We start from the raw sequence: 18,194 nt of genomic DNA, 5'->3' as shown, positions 1-18,194 counted from the left end.
CGGTGTAGTCGTAGAAGCCGCGGCCGGACTTGCGGCCCAGCAGGCCCGCGTCGACCATCCGGGACAGCAGCGGCGGAGCGGCGTACAGCGGCTCCTTGTACTCGTCGTACATCGACTCGGCGATCGAGACGATGGTGTCCAGGCCGATCAGGTCGCACAGCCGCAGCGGGCCCATCGGGTGGGCGCAGCCGGCCTCCATGCCCTTGTCGATGTCGGAGGCGGTGGCCACGCCCGACTCGAACATCCGCACCGCGGACAGCAGGTACGGGACGAGCAGCGCGTTGACCACGAAGCCGGCCCGGTCACGGGCGCGGATCGGCTCCTTGCCGAGCACCTGGGAGGCGAAGGCCTCGACCCGCTCGGTGGTGGTCGCCGAGGTGGTCAGGGTCGGGATGACCTCGACCAGCTTCTGCACCGGCGCCGGGTTGAAGAAGTGCAGGCCGATCACCTGCTCCGGGCGGGAGGTGGCGGCGGCCAGCTTCACGATCGGGATCGAGGAGGTGTTGGACGCCAGGATCGCGTCACGGCGCTCGATCACCCGGTCCAGGGTCTCGAAGATCTTGACCTTGATGTCCTCGCGCTCGGCGACGGCCTCGACCACCAGGTCGCGGTCCGCGAAGTCGGACAGCTCGATGGTGAAGGACAGCCGGGACATCGCCTCGTCCCGCTGCTCGGGGGTCAGCTTGCCGCGCTTGACCGCCGTCTCCAGGGAGTTGGTCAGCCGGGTGCGGCCGAACTCCAGCGCCTCACCGCTGGCCTCCGACACCAGGACGTCCAGCCCGGCCCGGGCGAAGACCTCGGCGATGCCCGACCCCATCAGGCCGCAGCCGACTACTCCGACGCGCGCGATGTCACTCACTCAGTTGCCCTTCGGTGGTGCTGGGGGTCACCCAGCGAACTGGTGGCCCAGCGAGCTGCTGGTCAACGGGTCGGTGTACCGGAATGGGTGCACCGGTCACCGCCCCGACGACGTTACTACTCCGTACCGGCCAGTAGGTCACCCCCTCCCCGGCACAGTGCCAGTGTTCACCTTTGAGCTCCCAGGATGCCCCGGCCTTCAGGCCGGGGAGGAACAGGGCCTTGGCTCGGAGCCGCGAAGCGGCGGAGTGATCTTCGGAGGTCGGACGCGAGCATCGATGTCAGTGCCTGTCGGTAGGTTGATCGTGTGCACCTGAGGTGCTCCTATCGCCTCTACCCGACGGTGGGTCAGCGCGCTCTGCTGGCGCGGACGTTCGGGTGTGCGCGGGTGGTGTACAACGACGCTCTCGCGGTGCGGAAGGAAGCCCGCAAGGGCGGGCGGCCCTACCCGAAGTCCACGGACTTGCAGAAGTCCGTGATCACGGCGGCGAAGAAGACCCCCGGACGCGCGTGGCTTGCCTCGGTCGGGGTGGACCCGCTGATCCAGTCCCTTCGGGATCTGGACACCGCGTACCGGAACTTCTTCGACTCGGTGTCCGGTAAACGCGCCGGTCGGCCGGTCGGGCTTCCTCGGTTCAAATCCCGGAAGGACAACCGGCAGTCGCTCCGGTTCACCCGCAACGGGTTCCGCATCCGGGGCAACGGGAAGCTGAACCTGGCGAAGATCGGCGGTGTGCGGGTGAAGTGGTCGCGGGCGCTGCCGGCCGATCCGTCGTCCGTGACGATCGTGCTGGACCCGTCCGGGCGGTACCACGCCAGCTTCGTCGTGGACGTCGAACCGAGCCACCTGCCCGAGGTCGATGCCGAGGTCGGCATCGACCTCGGGCTGACCACCTACGCCGTCCTCTCCGACGGCAGCGTGATCGACAACCCGCGCTTCCTCCGCAAGGCGGAGAAGAAGCTCAAGGCCGCGCAGCGGGAGCTGTCCCGCAAGGCCAAGGGGTCGAAGAACCGGGCCAAGGCCCGCATCAAGGTTGCCAAGGCCCATGCCAAGGTGGCCGACACCCGCATGGACTGGTTGCACAAACAGACCACCAGGATCATCCGCGAAACCCAAGCGGTGTACCTGGAGGACCTGAACGTGCGCGGCCTCACCCGTGGCTGCATGACCGTGACCTCAACGCTGCTCGAAACATCCTGGCCGCCGGGCAGGCGGACAGGCTAAACGCCCCTGGAGGGCCGGTAAGTCCTGGCGTGGCGATCCCATGCCAGGCGCGGCCCGTCGAACGGGGAACCCGCCTCGGCGACCAGCGGACCACGGGCGTCCGTGCCGCAGGCGCGGGAGGAATCCCCGCCCCTTGAGGGCGGGGAGGATGTCAAACATCCTCCGAACGAGTGAGGCCGCGCCGCTCGCGCGTGTGCCCGGGGCCGCCGCCGCCCGGCGGCCGACAGAATGCCGCAGGTCCGACAAAACGCCGGGGACGGGGCCGGGGACGCGAAAGGAGCACGCGGTGCCGATGGGATCACTCGCAGGACAGGTCACCCTGATCACCGGCGCGGGCCGGGGAATCGGCCGGGAGATCGCCATCGGCCTGGCCGCCGAGGGCATGGCCGTCGGCCTGCTCGGCCGCACCCACGACACGCTGACCGAGACCCTCAAGGAGTGCTTCAAACGCGGCTCCCGGGGCGTCGCGGTCACCGCCGACGTCTGCCGCCCCGGGTCGGTGCGCGAGGCCGTCCGGCTGGTCGAGCGCGACCTCGGACCGATCGACCTGCTGGTCAACAACGCCGGACTGGTCGACCGCGCCGAGGTGCCGATCTGGGAGACCGATCCCAACCAGTGGTGGCAGGTGATCGAGACCAACCTGCGCGGCCCCTACAACCTGCTGCGCTGCGTGCTGCCCGGCATGGTGGCCCGCCGCCGCGGGCGGGTCGTCAACCTCAACTCCGGCTTCGCGCTGCGCCCGGACGGCAACTACACCGCGTACGCCACCTCCAAGGGCGCGCTGCTCCAGCTCTCCGACAACATGGCGGACTCGCTGGCCCAGCACGACATCGTGGTCCTGGACATCAGCCCCGGCGCGGTGGCCACCGACATGACCGCCGCGATGCCGATGTTCCAGGACATGAAGGCCTGGGGCTCGATCCCGTACATGGTCGCGGTCACCGTGGACGCCGCCCGGGGCCGCTTCGACGGGTTGCACGGGCGGTTCATCCACGCCGGGCGGGACGACCTCTCGGAACTGGTCGAGCGGGCCGAGGAGATCCGCGGGACGGACGCCCGAACGCTGAGGCTGCGCCCGTACAAGGACGGCGACCCGATGGCCTGAGCCCTACCGTCCGTCAGGCGCAGAGCTGGCTGGCGGTGACGGGCTTGAGCCCCGCCTTGGCCAGGCCGTCCAGTATCGCCGGCAGCGCGTCGATGGTGCACTGGTGGCCCATGTGCAGGGCCACCACCGAGCCGCCGCGTACGGCGCCCAGCACCCGGCGCTGGAGCTCGGCGGCGGTCGGGTCGTTGTAGTCGCGCGGGTCGACGTCGAAGGACAGCACGTGCTCGTAGCCGACGGCCTTGGCCTGATCGCGCACCATCTGGCTGGCGTACTGGGCGGCGGAGGGGCGGAACCAGCGGCCGATCGAGCCGGTCAGCTTCTGCAGCCGGTCGGCGCACTGGGCGATCTCGGCTCGGGCCTGATCCGGGGTCATCGCCGAGATGTTCAGGTGGTTCTGGGTGTGGTTGCCCAGCTCGTGCCCGCCGTCCAGGATCCGCCGGGCCATCTGCGGCTGCTGGTCGAGCCAACTGCCGACCACCATCACCGTCAGCTTGGCGCCGCGCTGCTCGGCGGCCTCCAGCAGCGCGGTGGCGAGTTTGGGGTCGCCGCTGCCGTGGAAGGTGAGCGCCACGTTCTTGCCGGCGCGCGGCCCGTACACCACCTCGTACGGTGTGCCGGCCGCGAGCGGCGTCAGCGCGGGCGGGGTCGGCGGGGCGGAGCTCTGGGTGGCGGCCGCGGTCGGCTGGCCGGTGGGCTGCGGCTCGGCCGGGGTGGTCGGGGCGGGGGACTCCGGGCCCTCGCCGCCGGTCCAGGCCGGGTCGGTGGTTTGCTGCGGGTCGACGGTGCCGGGGTGCGCGGCGAGCGACCCGGTGTCGGCCCGGCGGGGCGTACCGCCGGCGCAACCGGTGAGGAGCCCACCGGCGGCGGTCAGGGCGGCCAGCTGGGCGGCGGTGCGCAGTACGGTGCGGCGGTCGGCAGTCATCGGCAGCCAGCATAGAGAGGACGGCCCCGCCCGGCGATCCGCCACGGGCGTCCACCCGTTCCCTTGACGTGCACACACTCCGTTCTACGGGTGTTGCGTAAACCTGAACTCCCGCTGTTTCCACGGTGTGTCGTTGGATACGATCACGGCGCGCCGCGTGTTACGGAGCGGTAGGCACATTCCGGCATGTCGCATTGGGGGCGGAAGATGATGCACGAGGACACCGCGGCCGTCGGCCACGGCACGAGCACCGACTGGGAGTGGGCCAGAGCCGAGGACTGGCAGCCGCCGAGCGAGCTGGACACCGGCATACCGCACACCGCGCGGATGTACGACTACTACCTGGGCGGCAAGGACAACTTCGAGGCGGACCGCAAGGCCGCCCAGGCCGCGATAGCCGCCTACCCCGCGCTGCCGCTGCTGGCCCGCACCAACCGGCAGTTCCTCGGCCGGGCCGTCGAGTTCGTCGCGGGCCGGGGGGTCCGCCAGTTCGTCGACATCGGCACCGGCATCCCGGCCGTCGGCTCCACCAGCGAGGTCGCCCGGCGGGTCGCTCCGGACGCCCGGGTGGTGTACGTGGACAACGACCCGATCGTCGCCACCCACGCCCGCGCCCTGCTGGCCGGCCACCCGACCGGGCACACCTCCGTCATCGAGGCCGACCTGCGCGACCCGGAGGCCATCCTCGGCCACCCCGCGCTGGCCGCCGCCGTCGACCTCTCCCAGCCGGTCGCGCTGATGCTGGTCGCCGTCCTGCACTTCATCCGCGACGAGGAGGGCGCGCAGCGGATCGTGCGCACCCTGCGCGACGCGCTCGCCCCGGGCAGCGCGCTGATCCTCTCCCACGGCAGCCCCGACTTCGCCTCCCGCGAGAGCGCCGCCGAGGGCGCCCGGATCTACCGGAGCGCCAGCGCGCCGCTCGTCCTGCGCCCGCGCTCCGGCGTCGAACCCTTCTTCGGCGACTTCGAGTTCGTCGGACCCGGCCTCGTCCAACTCCCGCTCTGGCGCCCCACCGCCGGCCACGTCCGCACCACCGAACTCCCCGACGGCTGGCAGGACGTCTCCGCCTACGCCGGCGTCGCCTTCAAGCCCTGACGTGCCGCGGTCCCGGCGCCTCCCTCCTGCGCCGGGACCAGCCGTCGCGGACCATGGCGGGGCGGACCATGGCAGGGCGCCGACGGTGCCGCACCGCGGTCGGCCGATCCGGTGCGTACCGGGGGAAAAGGAAGCGACAGGGCTCGGCGCGCGGTGTTAGCTTCCGCGACATGGAACCCCTGAGCGACTCCGAGATCCGCGCGTCCTTCGTCAACTGCTCCAAGGGCGAGGCCCGTCGGCTCAACCTGCCCCGGGGCCTGGCCGAACTGCCGTGGGAGAGCCTGGACTTCCTCGGCTGGCGGGACCAGGGCGCGCCCGACCGCGCCTACCTGGTGGCGCCGTACGGCGGCGAGCTGGTCGGGGTGACGCTGCGCTCGCCGATGGTCCGGCGCAGCCTGACCAAGACCAATGTGTGCTCGCTGTGCATCACCGCGCACGCCGGGTCCGGCGTCGCGCTGCTGGCGGCCCGCCGGGCCGGGGCGGCGGGCCGCGAGGGCAACACCGTCGGCACGTACGTCTGCGCCGACCTGGCCTGTTCGCTCTACGTGCGCGGGCTGAAGAAGTCCACCCTGGTCACCCGGCCCGACGAGTCGATGCCGCTGGAGGACCAGGTCGCCCGTACGGTGCTCAACCTCGACGCCTTCCTGGCCCGGGTGCTCACCGACACGGCGGCATAGGGCGCCTACCGTCCGCTACCGTCCGCGCAGCCCGTCCAGCTCGCGCCGATCCCGCTTGGTCGGGCGGCCGGCGCCGCGGTCGCGCTCGAAGACCGGGGAGACGAGCTCGCGCGGCGGTCGCGGCGGGCTGTTGTCGATCAGGCACTCCGCCGCAACCGAGGCGCCGACCCGCTTGCGGATCAGCTTGCGCACCACGACGACCCGCTCGTACCCCTCCTCGCGGACCCGCACCTCGTCCCCGGGCTTGAGGGTCTGGGCCGGCTTGGCCCGTTCGCCGTTCACCCGGACGTGCCCGGCCTTGCAGGCGGCGGCCGCCAGCGACCGCGTCTTGGCCAGCCGGACCGACCAGATCCAGGCGTCCACCCGCACGCTTCCCTCGTCCTCAGCCATCCCACGAGCCTACCCAAGGCGCGCCCCAGGCCTGCCCGAGGCCTAGGCGGCCGAAGGCGCCTCCTGGACGGCCCAGCCGTTGCCGTCCGGGTCGTTGAAGAACACGAAGTTGTTCCAGGCCTCGCCGTGCCCGTCCATCCGGGAGCCCGCCACGAAGTGCTGGACCGGGCTGACCGCCACACCGCGCGCCGCGAGCTCCGCGTGCGCCCGCTCGATGTCCGGCACCACCAGTTGGAGGCCCTTCACCGAGCCGGGCGCCGAATCGATCACCCCCGTCCCCACCACGATCGAGCAGGGCGATCCCGGAGGCGTCAGCTGGACCACCCGGACACCGTCCCGCAGCCAGGTGTCGTGGTCGACCGTGAAGCCGGCCTGCTCCTCGTAGAAGACCTTCGCGCGGTCCACGTCCGCCACCGGGACCACCACGACCTCGAGCTTCCAGTCCATCGCCCTCACCTCTCTCGGCCGGGCTCTTCCAGTATCCGTCCGCTCGGATCCCATAAAAACTGTTCCCCGCCAGGTGTCCGATAGCCTGAGAACACGATGAATCCGCAGACCGCGCCCGCCGCGACCCCGTCGGCCACCCCGCTGGCCACCTCGTGGGGCACCTTCGACCTCACCCGCTTCCCGGCGGACCCGCGCGAGCGGCTGCGGGCCTGGGACGCCGCCGACGAGTACCTGCTGCGCCACCTCGCGGGCGAGGCGGACAGCGCCGCCGGCACCCCGACCGAGCTGGCCGGCCGCCGGATCGCCGTCCTCGGTGATCGCTGGGGTGCGCTGACCACCGCGCTCGCGCCGTACGAACCGGTCCAGATCACCGACTCCCACCTCGGCGGGCAGGCCACCCGGGAGAACCTCGCCCGGGCCGGCGCGGCCGTCGACGAGGCCCGGCTGCTGACCACCCGGGACACCCCGCCGGAGCGGATCGACGTACTGCTGGTGCGCGTCCCCAAGAGCCTGGCCCTGCTGGAGGACCAGCTGCACCGGCTCGCCCCGGCGATCCACCCCGGCACGGTCGTGGTCGGCGCCGGCATGGTCACCGAGATCCACACCTCGACCCTGCAGCTCTTCGAGAGGATCCTCGGTCCGACCCGCACCTCGCTCGCGGTCCGCAAGGCCAGGCTGATCTTCTGCACCCCAGACCCGGCGCTCGACCCCGGCGCCAGTCCGTGGCCGCACCGCTACGCGCTGCCGCCGGACGTCGGCCCCGCCTCCGGCCGTACGGTGGTCAACCACGCCGGCACCTTCTGTGCCGAGCGGCTCGACATCGGCACCCGCTTCTTCCTGGCCCACCTGCCGACCCCCGCCGCCGGGGACCGGGTGGTCGACCTCGGCTGCGGCAACGGCGTGGTCGGTACGGCCGCCGCGCTGGCCGGGCCGGGCGCGGAGCTGGTGTTCGTGGACGAGTCCCACCAGGCGGTGGCCTCGGCCGAGGAGACCTTCCGCACCAACCTGGGCCCGGACGCCCCGGCCGAGTTCCTCGCCGCCGACGCGCTCGCCCCGGAGCTGTTCGCCCCCGGCTCGGTGGACCTGGTGCTCAACAACCCGCCGTTCCACTCCCACCAGGCCACCACCGACGCCACCGCCTGGCGGATGTTCACCGGCTCCCGGCGGGCGCTCAAGCCCGGCGGCGAGCTCTGGGTGGTCGGCAACCGCCACCTCGGCTACCACGTCAAGCTGCGCAAGCTCTTCGGCAACTGCCAACTCGTCGCCGGGAACCCGAAGTTCGTGGTGCTGCGCGCGGTCAAGCGCTGACGCGTGGCCGCGGTCGGCGGCGCGGCCCGACGACGCCCCGGCCGCGCCGCCGTGCCTCTGTTCCCACCCGGCCCCGGTCGGTGAGGAACCTCCCCGAAGGCGGCGTCGATCAGCAGGTCCTCCCGTTCGCCCGGCGCGGCCGCCTCCACCCCGGGCCGGCCCGCGATGACCACTTCGACCCCGAACCCGTCCGGTCGGGCCGGACTCCGCCGAGCCTTGCATGGATTTTCCCTCCCGCGTATATTCATGCCACGACTAAGGAGGAACGCCATGGCATTGCGAGTCGCCGTCGCCGGCGCGAGCGGGTACGCGGGCGGCGAGGTGCTGCGCCTGCTGCTCGGCCACCCGGAGGTGGAGATCGGGGCCCTGACCGGCGGCTCGAACGCGGGCACCCGCCTGGGCGCGCTGCAGCCGCACCTGATCCCGCTGGCCGACCGCATCCTCGAACCCACCACCCCCGAGGTGCTGGCCGACCACGACGTGGTGTTCCTGGCGCTGCCGCACGGCCAGTCCGCCGCCGTCGCCGAGGCGCTCGGCCAGAACGTCCTGGTGGTCGACTGCGGCGCCGACTTCCGGCTCAAGGCCGCCGCCGACTGGGAGCAGTTCTACGGTTCCGCGCACGCCGGCACCTGGCCCTACGGCCTGCCCGAACTCCCCGGCCACCGCGCCGCGTTGAAGGGCAGCAACCGGATCGCGGTACCCGGCTGCTACCCGACGGCCGTCTCCCTGGCGCTCTTCCCCGCCTACGCGGCCGGGCTCGCCGAGTCGGAGGCCGTCGTGGTCGCCGCGTCCGGCACCTCCGGCGCCGGCAAGGCCGCCAAGCCCCACCTGCTGGGCAGCGAGGTCATGGGCAGCGTCAGCCCGTACGGCGTCGGCGGCGTGCATCGGCACACCCCGGAGATGGTGCAGAACCTCACCCCGCTGGCGGGCGAGCCGGTCACCGTCTCCTTCACCCCCACCCTCGTCCCGATGCCGCGCGGCATCCTCGCCACCTGCTCGGCCAAGGCCAAGCCGGGCGTGAGCGCCGAGAGCCTGCGCGCCGCCTACGCCGAGGCGTTCGCGGACGAGCCGTTCGTCCACCTGCTGCCCGAGGGGCAGTGGCCGCAGACCAGCAGCGTCTACGGCGCCAACACCGCCCTGGTCCAGGTCGCCCTGGACCCGACCGCCGGGCGGATCATCGCGATCAGCGCGATCGACAACCTGGTCAAGGGCACCGCGGGCGGCGCGGTGCAGAGCATGAACATCGCCCTCGGACTGCCCGAGGAGCTGGGCCTTCCCGTGAACGGAGTCGCACCGTGACCACTCAGAACATCGGCGTGACCGCCGCCAAGGGTTTCCGGGCCGCCGGGGTCACCGCGGGCATCAAGGCCTCCGGCACCCCGGACCTCGCGCTGGTGGTCAACGACGGCCCCTCGCTCGCGGCGGCCGGCGTCTTCACCGCCAACCGGGTCAAGGCCGCGCCGGTGCTCTGGTCCGAGCAGGTCCTCAAGGGCGGCCAGGTATCCGCCGTCGTCCTCAACTCCGGTGGCGCCAACGCCTGCACCGGCCCGCTCGGCTTCCAGGACACCCACGCCACCGCGGAGAAGGTGGCCGAGGAGCTGGGTCTCAACGCGGGCGAGGTCGCCGTCGCCTCCACCGGCCTGATCGGCGTCCGGCTGCCGATGGACGTCCTGCTGCCCGGCGTCACCCTGGCGGCCGGGGAGCTCAGCGAGACCGGCGGCGAGGCCGCCGCGATCGCCATCAAGACCACCGACACCGTGCACAAGACCGCCCAGGTCACCAGCCCGGCCGGCTGGACGGTCGGCGGCATGGCCAAGGGCGCGGGCATGCTCGCCCCGAGCCTGGCCACCATGCTGGTCGTCCTCACCACCGACGCCGCCCTGGACGCCGCCGCCCTGGACGCCGCGCTGCGCGGCGCCACCCGCACCACCTTCGACCGGATCGACTCCGACGGCTGCATGTCGACCAACGACACCGTGTTGCTGCTCGCCTCCGGCGCCACCGGCATCACCCCGGACCAGGCCGAGTTCGCCGAGGCCGTCCGCGCGGTCAGCGCCGACCTGGCCCACCAGCTGATCGGCGACGCCGAGGGCGCCAGCAAGGACATCCGGATCGACGTCACCGGCGCCGCCACCGAGGACGAGGCCGTCGACGTCGCCCGGACGATCAGCCGCAACAACCTGCTCAAGTGCGCCGTCCACGGCGAGGACCCCAACTGGGGCCGGGTGTTGGCCGCGATCGGCACCACCTCCGCCACCTTCGACCCGAACCGGCTCGACGTGGCCATCAACGGCGTCTGGGTCTGCAAGGACGGCGGCGTGGGCGAGGACCGCGACCTGGTGGACATGAAGGACCGCGAGGTCGTCATCACCGCGAACCTCAACGCCGGTACGGCGAGCGCCTCGCTGTGGACCAACGACCTCACCGCCGACTACGTCCACGAGAACAGCGCCTACTCCAGCTGACACCTGATCGGACGAGGAACCGAGACCCGTGCAGATCGCACCCAAGGGCGAACAGGCCCGCAACAACAACGCGTTGCCCAAGGCCATGACGCTGATCGAGGCGCTGCCGTGGCTGGAGCGCTTCCACGGCAAGACCGTCGTGATCAAGTTCGGCGGCAACGCCATGGTGGACCACAGCCTCAAGGCGGCCTTCGCCCAGGACGTCGTCTTCCTCCGCTACGCCGGACTCCACCCCGTCGTGGTGCACGGCGGCGGCCCGCAGATCAGCGCCCAACTCGACAAGCTCGGGCTGGAGTCCAGCTTCACCAACGGCCTGCGCGTGACCACCCCCGAGACCATGGACGTGGTCCGGATGGTGCTGGCCGGCCAGGTGCAGCGGGAGCTGGTCGGCCTGCTCAACGAGCACGGCCCGTTCGCCGTCGGCATGACCGGCGAGGACGCCCACACCATGACCGCGGTCAAGCGCTACGCGGTGGTGGACGGCGAGCAGGTCGACATCGGCCTGGTCGGAGACATCGTCAACATCGAGGCCGGCGCGGTGAAGGCGCTGATCGCCGACGGCCGGATCCCGGTCATCTCCTCGATCGCCCGCGGCGCCGACGGCCACGTCTACAACATCAACGCGGACACCGCCGCCTCCGCCCTCGCGGTCGCGCTCGGCGCCGAGATGCTGGTGGTGCTCACCGACGTCGAGGGCCTCTACAAGGACTGGCCGCACTCCGACGACGTGATCAGCCAGCTCAACGCGAGCGAGCTGGATGATCTGCTGCCGGGCCTGGCCAGCGGCATGGTCCCCAAGATGGAGGGCTGCCTGCGCGCCGTCCGCTCCGGCGTGGGCACCGCCCGCGTGCTGGACGGCCGGGTCCCGCACAGCCTGCTGCTGGAGATCTTCACCGACGAGGGCATCGGCACGATGGTCGTGCCGGACGACGAACCGACCGTGACCGGGGGACTGGCATGACGCACAACGAGCAACTCACCGACCGCTGGCAGCACACCTTCACCGACAACTACGGCACCCCCCGCATCCCGCTGGTGCGCGGCGAGGGCGTCAAGCTCTGGGACGCCGACGGCAAGGAGTACACCGACCTGCTCGGCGGCATCGCCGTCAACGCCCTCGGCACCGCCCACCCGGCCGTGGTCGAGGCGGTCAGCAGGCAGATCGCCACCCTCGGCCACGTCTCCAACCTCTTCATGGCCGAGCCGACCATCGCCCTCGCCGAGCGGCTGCTGGAGCTGGACGGCCGGGAGGGCGGCCGGGTGTTCTTCTGCAACTCCGGCGCCGAGGCCAACGAGGCGGCCTTCAAGATCAGTCGACGCACCGGCCGCACCCATCTGGTCGCCCTCCAGGGCGGCTTCCACGGCCGGACCATGGGCGCCCTCGCGCTCACCGGCCAGCCCGCCAAGCAGGACCCGTTCCGCCCGCTGCCCGGCGACGTCACCCACGTCCCGTTCGGCGACGTCGAGGCGCTGCGCGCGGCCGTCACCACCGAGACCGCCGCCGTCTTCCTGGAGCCGATCCAGGGCGAGAACGGTGCCATCCCGCTGCCCGAGGGCTACCTCAAGGCCGCCCGCGAGATCACCCGGGCCACCGGCACCCTGCTCGTCCTGGACGAGATCCAGACCGGTATCGGCCGCACCGGCCACTGGTTCGCCCACCAGGCCGAGGAGGGCATCGAGCCGGACGTGGTCACCCTGGCCAAGGCGCTCGGCGGCGGCCTGCCGATGGGCGCGGTGCTGGCCTTCGGCGAGGCGGCCGAGCTGCTCACCCCGGGCCAGCACGGCACCACCTTCGGCGGCAACCCGGTGGCCGCTGCGGCCGGGCTCGCGGTGCTGGACACGATCGAGTCCCAGGGCCTGCTGGAGCACGTCCGCAAGATCGGCGAGCGGCTGCGGCACGGCGTCGAGGCGATCGGCGACCCGCTGGTCTCGCACGTGCGCGGGGCCGGACTGCTGCTCGGCATCGTGCTCACCCGGCCGGTCTCGGCCAAGATCCAGGCCGCCGCGCAGGAGGCGGGCTTCCTGGTCAACGCGGCCGTCCCGGACGCGGTACGGCTGGCGCCGCCGCTGGTGCTGACCGAGCAGGAGGCGGACGCCTTCCTGGCCGCGCTGCCCGGCATCCTCCGGATGGTGCGCGAGAGCGCCCCGGCCGATGCGAGCTGACCGTCGTCCGGGAGAATAATCACATGACCGATTCCCGCTCCGGCCCCTCCGCCGCCGGCCCGACGCCGCAGGTCCCGCAGACCCGCACCGCGCGCCACCGGCGGATCGTGGACCTGCTCACCCGCCAGCCCGTGCGTTCGCAGAGCCAGCTCGCCAAGCTGCTCGCCGACGACGGACTCGTGGTCACCCAGGCCACCCTCTCCCGGGACCTGGACGAGCTGGGCGCGGTCAAGATCCGCAACCGGGACGGCGCGCTGATCTACGCCGTCCCGGCCGAGGGCGGCGACCGTACGCCGCGTGCGCCGATGGGGGAGTCGGCCAGCGAGGGCCGGATGGCCCGACTGGCCGGCGAGCTGATGGTCTCCGCGACCGCCTCCGGCAACCTGGTCGTGCTGCGCACCCCGCCCGGGGCCGCGCAGTTCCTGGCCTCGGCGATCGACCAGGCCGAGGTGTTCGAGATCATCGGCACCATCGCCGGCGACGACACCGTGCTGCTGATCAGCCGGGACCCGTCCGGCGGCCAGGCGCTCGCCGACCACCTCATGCAGCTCGCCCAGGCCAAGGCCCAGTAACACCTCGACACCCCGAAGCCCCGGCACTCGGACCAGCTCCGGCCGGGGTTTTGTGTTTCATGCGGCATCGTGCATACTTATGCCACCTACTGCACATGTGTGCACCACCGCAGCCGTGTAAGGAGCCACCGCGATGACCGCCCAGCAGTCCTCCGACGTCCGCCTCTGGGGCGCGCGCTTCGCCGACGGCCCGTCCGAGGCGCTGGCCAGGCTCTCCGCCTCGGTCCACTTCGACTGGCGCCTCGCCCCGTACGACATCGCCGGCTCCAAGGCCCACGCCCGGGTGCTGCACAAGGCCGGACTGCTCTCCGAGTCGGAGCTCGCCGCCATGCTGGCCGGCCTCGACCAGCTGCTCACCGACGTCCAGGCCGGTACCTTCACCGGCACCGTCGCCGACGAGGACGTCCACACCGCCCTGGAGCGCGGTCTGCTGGAGCGCCTCGGCGCCGACCTCGGCGGCAAGCTGCGGGCCGGGCGCTCGCGCAACGACCAGATCGCCACCCTGTTCCGGATGTACCTGCGGGACCACGCCAAGACCATCGGCGGCCTGCTGCTCGACCTCCAGCACGCCCTGGTCGGCCTCGCCGAGGCGCACCCCGACACCGCGATGCCGGGCCGCACCCACCTGCAGCACGCCCAGCCCGTCCTCTTCGCCCACCACGTCCTCGCGCACGTGCAGGCCCTCGGCCGGGACGCCGAGCGGCTGCGCCAGTGGGACGCCCGCACCGCCGTCTCCCCGTACGGCTCCGGCGCGCTGGCCGGCTCCTCGCTCGGCCTCGACCCGCGGGCCGTCGCCGCCGACCTCGGCTTCGAGGGCGGCTCGGTCGGCAACTCCATCGACGGCACCGCCTCGCGCGACTTCGTCGCCGAGTTCGCCTTCGTGACCGCGATGATCGGCGTCAACCTCTCCCGGATCGCGGAGGAGGTGATCATCTGGAACACCAAGGAGTTCGGCTTCATCACGCTGCACGACGCCTTCTCCACCGGCTCCTCGATCATGCCGCAGAAGAAGAACCCGGACATCGCCGAGCTGGCCCGCGGCAAGTCCGGCCGGCTGATCGGCAACCTGACCGGCCTGCTGGCCACCCTCAAGGCGCTGCCGCTCGCCTACAACCGGGACCTCCAGGAGGACAAGGAGCCGGTCTTCGACTCCTGCGACACCCTGGAGGTGCTGCTGCCCGCGTTCACCGGGATGATGGCCACCCTCACCGTGCACCGGGAGCGGCTGGAGGAGCTGGCCCCGGCGGGCTTCTCGCTCGCCACCGACATCGCCGAGTGGCTGGTCAAGCAGGGCGTGCCGTTCCGGGTCGCGCACGAGGTGGCCGGAGCCTGCGTCAAGGTCTGCGAGGCCCAGGGCATCGAGCTGTCCGACCTGACCGACGAGCAGTTCGCCTCGATCTCCGAGCACCTGACCCCCGAGGTCCGCTCGGTGCTCAGCGTCCACGGCGCCATCGCCGCCCGCAACGGGCGCGGCGGCACCGCCCCCTCGGCCGTCGCGGTCCAGCTCGCCGAGGTGAAGGCGGACCTGGCGCGGCAGCAGGAGTGGGCCGAGAGCTGACCGTCGGTCAGCGGGGGAGGGGCGCGGCGGTCCGACCGACGCGCCCCTCCCGCGTACGTGCCCCGGTCCGGGCGTAACCGCACCCGCCCGGGCCCGTCATGCACGGTGTGTGCACAGCCCTTCCGCCCGTCCCCTCCGCCGAGGACGTCTTCCTCGCCGAACGCCGCCGCCGCGTGGTCCGCGAGGCCGTCGCCGCCCTGCCCGGCCGCTGCCCCCAGCTGGTCGCCGCCCTCGCCGAGGACCCACCGCCGACCTACCGCGAACTCTCCGAGCGCCTCGGCATGCCGCGCGGCTCCATCGGCCCCACCCGCTCCCGCTGCCTGGCCTGCCTTCGGCTGCTGCTCCATGCGGAGCGCTATCTCTGAGTGATCGCGGTGACTCCCCGCGCCGCCCTCCCGCCTCACCCGGCCGCCTTCCGCGGCCCTGCCCACCCTGGCGTGACACTCGCCACTGTCTGCCCCTCCGAAGATTGAGGGGAGCTGACACCCGGGTAGAGCGCTGGCGAACGCCACTCTTGACGGTGGCGCGATCGCTCGGATACTGAGCGTGAGCGCGCCACCCTCTGCGCGCCGGGCACGACGACTGGGGAGGCCCCTCCACATGGGCATGAGTGTGATCATCTCGGCCGCGGCGGCCGAGGATGCCGAGCAGATCCTCAAGCTCCAGTACCTGGGCTACCAGCCCGAGGCGGAGCTGTACGGCGACTGGGCGATCGAGCCCCTGACGCAGACCCTGGAGAGTCTGCGCGCCGAGCTGGCCGAGCAGCACGTCCTGGTCGCCCGGTTGGGCGACGAGGTGGTGGGCGCCGTCCGTGGCCACGTCGACGCCGGGGGCATCGGCCGGATAGGGCGCCTGGTGGTCCATCCCCGGATGCAACGGCACGGCCTGGGCGGGCGGCTCCTGGACGCCCTGGAGCGCAGCCTCGCCGCCGACGGCCGTCCGGTGACCGCCTACCACCTGTTCACCGGCCACCGCAGCCTCGGCAACCTGCGCCTGTACGCCCGCCAGGGCTACCGGCAGACCGCCGTCGAGCAGGTCAGCAGCCGGCTGAGCTTCGTGCACCTGGAGAAGCCCGTCGCGACCCCGCTCGCCGCGACCGCCTGAGCCCCCCGCCCGTACGGGCCGCTCCTCGGCGCCGCCACCATCCGGACAGGAAGGTGGCGGCGCCGAGTCGCATCTGCGCTGGTCACGGCTACGGCTGTCCGCAATGCGGACAGCCGTGCAGAATAATTGGGCGCAATTCGGCTGATCTGTTTTACTGGCTCACATGACTGCGACGACGAACTGGACCCCCACCGGCACGCTGCCGGCAGGTGAGCGTGCCATGTGCCGTCGAATGTGTCACTGCTGAGGGCCACCGCCCCCGGGCACCCCGCTGAGGGTGCCTCCCCCTCGCGCCCCGAAGCGAGACTCCGGCGCCGCTCCCGTCCGTGCGAGCGCGCCTTCCTCCCGGAACCCCTCCCTCCGGCGTGCCCGCCCACCCGCGGCCGCCGATGACTCGTAAGGGCCACGCCGTCGCGCGGCCCGGCCGTCCAGCGGCCACGATCAAGGGGTGGCAGGTCCGGATCCCCCTGGCGAGGCGTCGTAGGACACCGCCGACCGCAACCCCGGTCGGGCGGTCGTCACCGCCGCCCGCCCCGACCCACGGAAGCACCTGTGATCACCACCACGGACCTCACGAAGGTCTACCGCTCCCGAGGCCGCGAGGTGACCGCCCTCGCCGGCGTCGACCTGCACGTCCGTCCGGGCGAGGTCTACGGGGTCGTCGGCACCAGCGGTGCCGGCAAGTCCACCCTCATCCGCTGCGTGAACATGCTGGAGCGCCCGACCTCCGGCACCGTCACCGTGGACGGGGTCGAGCTGACCGCGCTGTCCGGCGGCGAGAACCGGGCCGGCCGGGAGCTGCGCGAGGCGCGCCGCCGGATCGGCATGGTCTTCCAGCACTTCAACCTGCTGTCCTCGCGGACGGTCCAGCAGAACGTCGAACTCCCGCTGGAGATCATCGGCCTGGACCGCACCCAGCGTCGCCGCAAGGCCGCCGAACTGCTCGACCTGGTCGGCCTCGGCGACAAGGCCCGCAGCTACCCCAACCAGCTGTCCGGCGGCCAGAAGCAGCGCGTCGGCATCGCCCGCGCCCTGGCCGGCGACCCCAAGGTGCTGCTCTCCGACGAGGCCACCTCGGCGCTCGACCCGGAGACCACCCGCTCGATCCTCAAGCTGCTGCGCGACCTCAACCAGCAGCTGGGCCTGACGGTCCTGCTGATCACCCACGAGATGGACGTCATCAAGACCGTCTGCGACTCCGCCGCCCTGATGCGCGGCGGCCGGGTGGTCGAGTCCGGCGAGCTCACCGACCTGCTGGCCGATCCCGGCTCGGAGCTGGCCCGCGAGCTGTTCCCGCTCAGCGAGTTCGGCACCGGGCAGCCCGGCTCCACCGTGCTGGAGATCACCTTCCAGGGCGACACCTCGGGCCAGCCGTTCGTCTCCCAGCTCGCCCGCACCTACCAGATCGACATCAACATCCTCGGCGCCGCCGTCGAGACCATCGCCGGCCGGATGGTCGGCCGGATGCGGGTCGAGCTGTCCGGCAGCCACCAGGACAACGTGGTGCCGATCGGCTACCTGCGCGAGCAGGGCCTGCAGGTGGACGTGATCGGCGCGGGGAACGGAGCGGTGGCATGACCTGGGACCAGATGTGGGCCCTGATGGGGCCCGCCACGCAGGAGACCTTCCAGATGGTCGGGGTGTCCGCGGCGGTCACCGTGCTGCTCGGCCTGCCGCTGGGCGTGCTGCTGGTGCTCACCGACAAGGGCGGCCTGCTCGCCAACCGGGCCGTCAACAAGGCCATCGGCTTCGTGGTGAACATCGCCCGCTCGGTGCCGTTCATCATCCTGATGATCGCGCTGATCTCCTTCACCCGCTGGCTGGTCGGCACCTCCATCGGCTGGCAGGCCGCGACCGTGCCGCTCACCATCGGCGCCATCCCGTTCTTCGCCCGCCTGGTCGAGACCTCCGTCCGTGAGGTCGACCGCGGCCTGATCGAGGCGGTCCAGTCGATGGGCGGCAGCACCTGGACGATCGTGCGCAAGACCCTGCTGCCCGAGGCACTGCCCGGCATCGTGGCCTCGGTCACCACCACGGTCATCACCCTGATCAGCTACTCCGCGATGGCCGGCACGGTCGGCGGCGGCGGCCTCGGCACCCTCGCCGTCAACTACGGCTACCAGCGCTTCGAGACGGCCTTCATGTGGGTCATCGTGGCCGAGCTGGTGATCCTCGTCACCGCCGTCCAGCTGATCGGCGACTTCGCCGTCCAGCGCCTCGCCCACCGCGGCCGCACCGGCGGCCGGACCCGGCTGCTCGGCCGCACCCCGACGACTCCCGACAAGGACCTCGTCGCCTCCTAGAC

At 72.2% G+C, this 18,194-nt stretch carries 19 protein-coding genes; 15 read left to right on the top strand and 4 right to left on the bottom strand.

Annotated features, from left to right (window positions below):
- The coding region (locus ACFVWU_RS33755; protein ID WP_387627912.1) for a 3-hydroxybutyryl-CoA dehydrogenase at positions 1-859 on the bottom strand (859 nt) is incomplete at its 3' end.
- A gap of 306 nt (positions 860-1,165) precedes the next feature.
- On the opposite strand from ACFVWU_RS33755, the gene ACFVWU_RS33750 reads away from it, so the two are divergent.
- A complete protein-coding gene (locus ACFVWU_RS33750; protein WP_387627911.1) occupies positions 1,166-2,083 on the top strand; it encodes an RNA-guided endonuclease InsQ/TnpB family protein in 918 nt (305 codons plus the stop codon).
- Positions 2,084-2,375: 292 nt separating this feature from the next.
- Positions 2,376-3,188, top strand: a complete 813-nt coding sequence (locus ACFVWU_RS33745; protein ID WP_387627909.1) for an SDR family NAD(P)-dependent oxidoreductase — start codon at positions 2,376-2,378, stop codon at positions 3,186-3,188.
- 13 nt (positions 3,189-3,201) lie between these two features.
- Here the strand turns inward: ACFVWU_RS33745 and ACFVWU_RS33740 are convergent, their stop codons facing one another.
- Positions 3,202-4,110 carry a polysaccharide deacetylase family protein gene (locus ACFVWU_RS33740; RefSeq protein WP_387627907.1) on the bottom strand — a complete coding sequence of 303 codons (909 nt, stop codon included), beginning with the start codon at positions 4,108-4,110 and terminating at the stop codon, positions 3,202-3,204.
- Positions 4,111-4,317: 207 nt separating this feature from the next.
- On the opposite strand from ACFVWU_RS33740, the gene ACFVWU_RS33735 reads away from it, so the two are divergent.
- Complete coding sequence (locus tag ACFVWU_RS33735; RefSeq protein WP_387627906.1) at positions 4,318-5,205, top strand: SAM-dependent methyltransferase; 888 nt, start codon at positions 4,318-4,320, stop codon at positions 5,203-5,205.
- A gap of 170 nt (positions 5,206-5,375) precedes the next feature.
- Entirely contained in the window at positions 5,376-5,882 is a 507-nt protein-coding gene (locus tag ACFVWU_RS33730; protein WP_387627904.1) for an FBP domain-containing protein, read from the top strand.
- Between the two features lie 15 nt (positions 5,883-5,897).
- On the opposite strand, the gene ACFVWU_RS33725 is transcribed toward ACFVWU_RS33730, so the two are convergent.
- Together ACFVWU_RS33725 and ACFVWU_RS33720 are read right to left on the bottom strand one after the other, a co-directional pair.
- Positions 5,898-6,272: an RNA-binding S4 domain-containing protein gene (locus ACFVWU_RS33725; protein ID WP_387627903.1), complete on the bottom strand. Its 375-nt coding sequence runs from the start codon at positions 6,270-6,272 to the stop codon at positions 5,898-5,900.
- 42 nt (positions 6,273-6,314) lie between these two features.
- Complete coding sequence (locus ACFVWU_RS33720) at positions 6,315-6,719, bottom strand: VOC family protein (RefSeq protein ID WP_387627901.1); 405 nt, start codon at positions 6,717-6,719, stop codon at positions 6,315-6,317.
- Between the two features lie 96 nt (positions 6,720-6,815).
- Between ACFVWU_RS33720 and ACFVWU_RS33715 the strand changes: the two genes are divergently transcribed.
- The 11 genes from ACFVWU_RS33715 to ACFVWU_RS33665 all read left to right on the top strand — a co-directional run bounded on the left by ACFVWU_RS33715 (position 6,816) and on the right by ACFVWU_RS33665 (position 18,192).
- On the top strand, positions 6,816-8,027 hold the full coding sequence (locus ACFVWU_RS33715) for a methyltransferase (RefSeq protein WP_387627899.1): 1,212 nt from the start codon (positions 6,816-6,818) through the stop codon (positions 8,025-8,027).
- A gap of 270 nt (positions 8,028-8,297) precedes the next feature.
- Positions 8,298-9,326 carry an N-acetyl-gamma-glutamyl-phosphate reductase gene (gene argC / locus ACFVWU_RS33710; protein WP_387627896.1) on the top strand — a complete coding sequence of 343 codons (1,029 nt, stop codon included), beginning with the start codon at positions 8,298-8,300 and terminating at the stop codon, positions 9,324-9,326.
- A gap of 11 nt (positions 9,327-9,337) precedes the next feature.
- Positions 9,338-10,492 (top strand): bifunctional glutamate N-acetyltransferase/amino-acid acetyltransferase ArgJ, encoded by a 1,155-nt coding sequence (argJ, locus tag ACFVWU_RS33705; protein WP_387627916.1) that lies wholly within the window; start codon positions 9,338-9,340, stop codon positions 10,490-10,492.
- An 85-nt stretch (positions 10,493-10,577) separates the two neighbouring features.
- A complete protein-coding gene (gene argB / locus ACFVWU_RS33700) occupies positions 10,578-11,453 on the top strand; it encodes an acetylglutamate kinase (RefSeq protein ID WP_387627914.1) in 876 nt (291 codons plus the stop codon).
- Positions 11,450-12,655: an acetylornithine transaminase gene (locus tag ACFVWU_RS33695; RefSeq protein ID WP_387627894.1), complete on the top strand. Its 1,206-nt coding sequence runs from the start codon at positions 11,450-11,452 to the stop codon at positions 12,653-12,655. The genes argB and ACFVWU_RS33695 overlap by 4 nt, the downstream gene beginning before the upstream one ends.
- 23 nt (positions 12,656-12,678) lie before the next feature.
- Entirely contained in the window at positions 12,679-13,227 is a 549-nt protein-coding gene (locus ACFVWU_RS33690; protein ID WP_387627893.1) for an arginine repressor, read from the top strand.
- Positions 13,228-13,360: 133 nt separating this feature from the next.
- Positions 13,361-14,785, top strand: coding sequence for an argininosuccinate lyase (gene argH / locus ACFVWU_RS33685; RefSeq protein ID WP_387627892.1), 1,425 nt, complete (start codon positions 13,361-13,363; stop codon positions 14,783-14,785).
- 107 nt (positions 14,786-14,892) lie between these two features.
- The gene (locus ACFVWU_RS33680) at positions 14,893-15,150 is read left to right on the top strand and encodes a hypothetical protein (RefSeq protein ID WP_387627891.1); all 258 of its coding nucleotides are present in this window, start codon (positions 14,893-14,895) and stop codon (positions 15,148-15,150) included.
- Between the two features lie 235 nt (positions 15,151-15,385).
- Entirely contained in the window at positions 15,386-15,889 is a 504-nt protein-coding gene (locus tag ACFVWU_RS33675) for a GNAT family N-acetyltransferase (protein ID WP_387627890.1), read from the top strand.
- Between the two features lie 552 nt (positions 15,890-16,441).
- Positions 16,442-17,467, top strand: coding sequence for a methionine ABC transporter ATP-binding protein (locus ACFVWU_RS33670; protein ID WP_387627888.1), 1,026 nt, complete (start codon positions 16,442-16,444; stop codon positions 17,465-17,467).
- Entirely contained in the window at positions 17,464-18,192 is a 729-nt protein-coding gene (locus ACFVWU_RS33665; protein WP_387627886.1) for a methionine ABC transporter permease, read from the top strand. The genes ACFVWU_RS33670 and ACFVWU_RS33665 overlap by 4 nt, the downstream gene beginning before the upstream one ends.
- Positions 18,193-18,194: the final 2 nt, after the last annotated feature.

It is taken from the genome of Kitasatospora sp. NPDC058190 (genome assembly GCF_042883685.1).
Classification (GTDB): domain Bacteria; phylum Actinomycetota; class Actinomycetes; order Streptomycetales; family Streptomycetaceae; genus Kitasatospora.
This window is presented reverse-complemented; position numbering and strand designations above follow the sequence as displayed.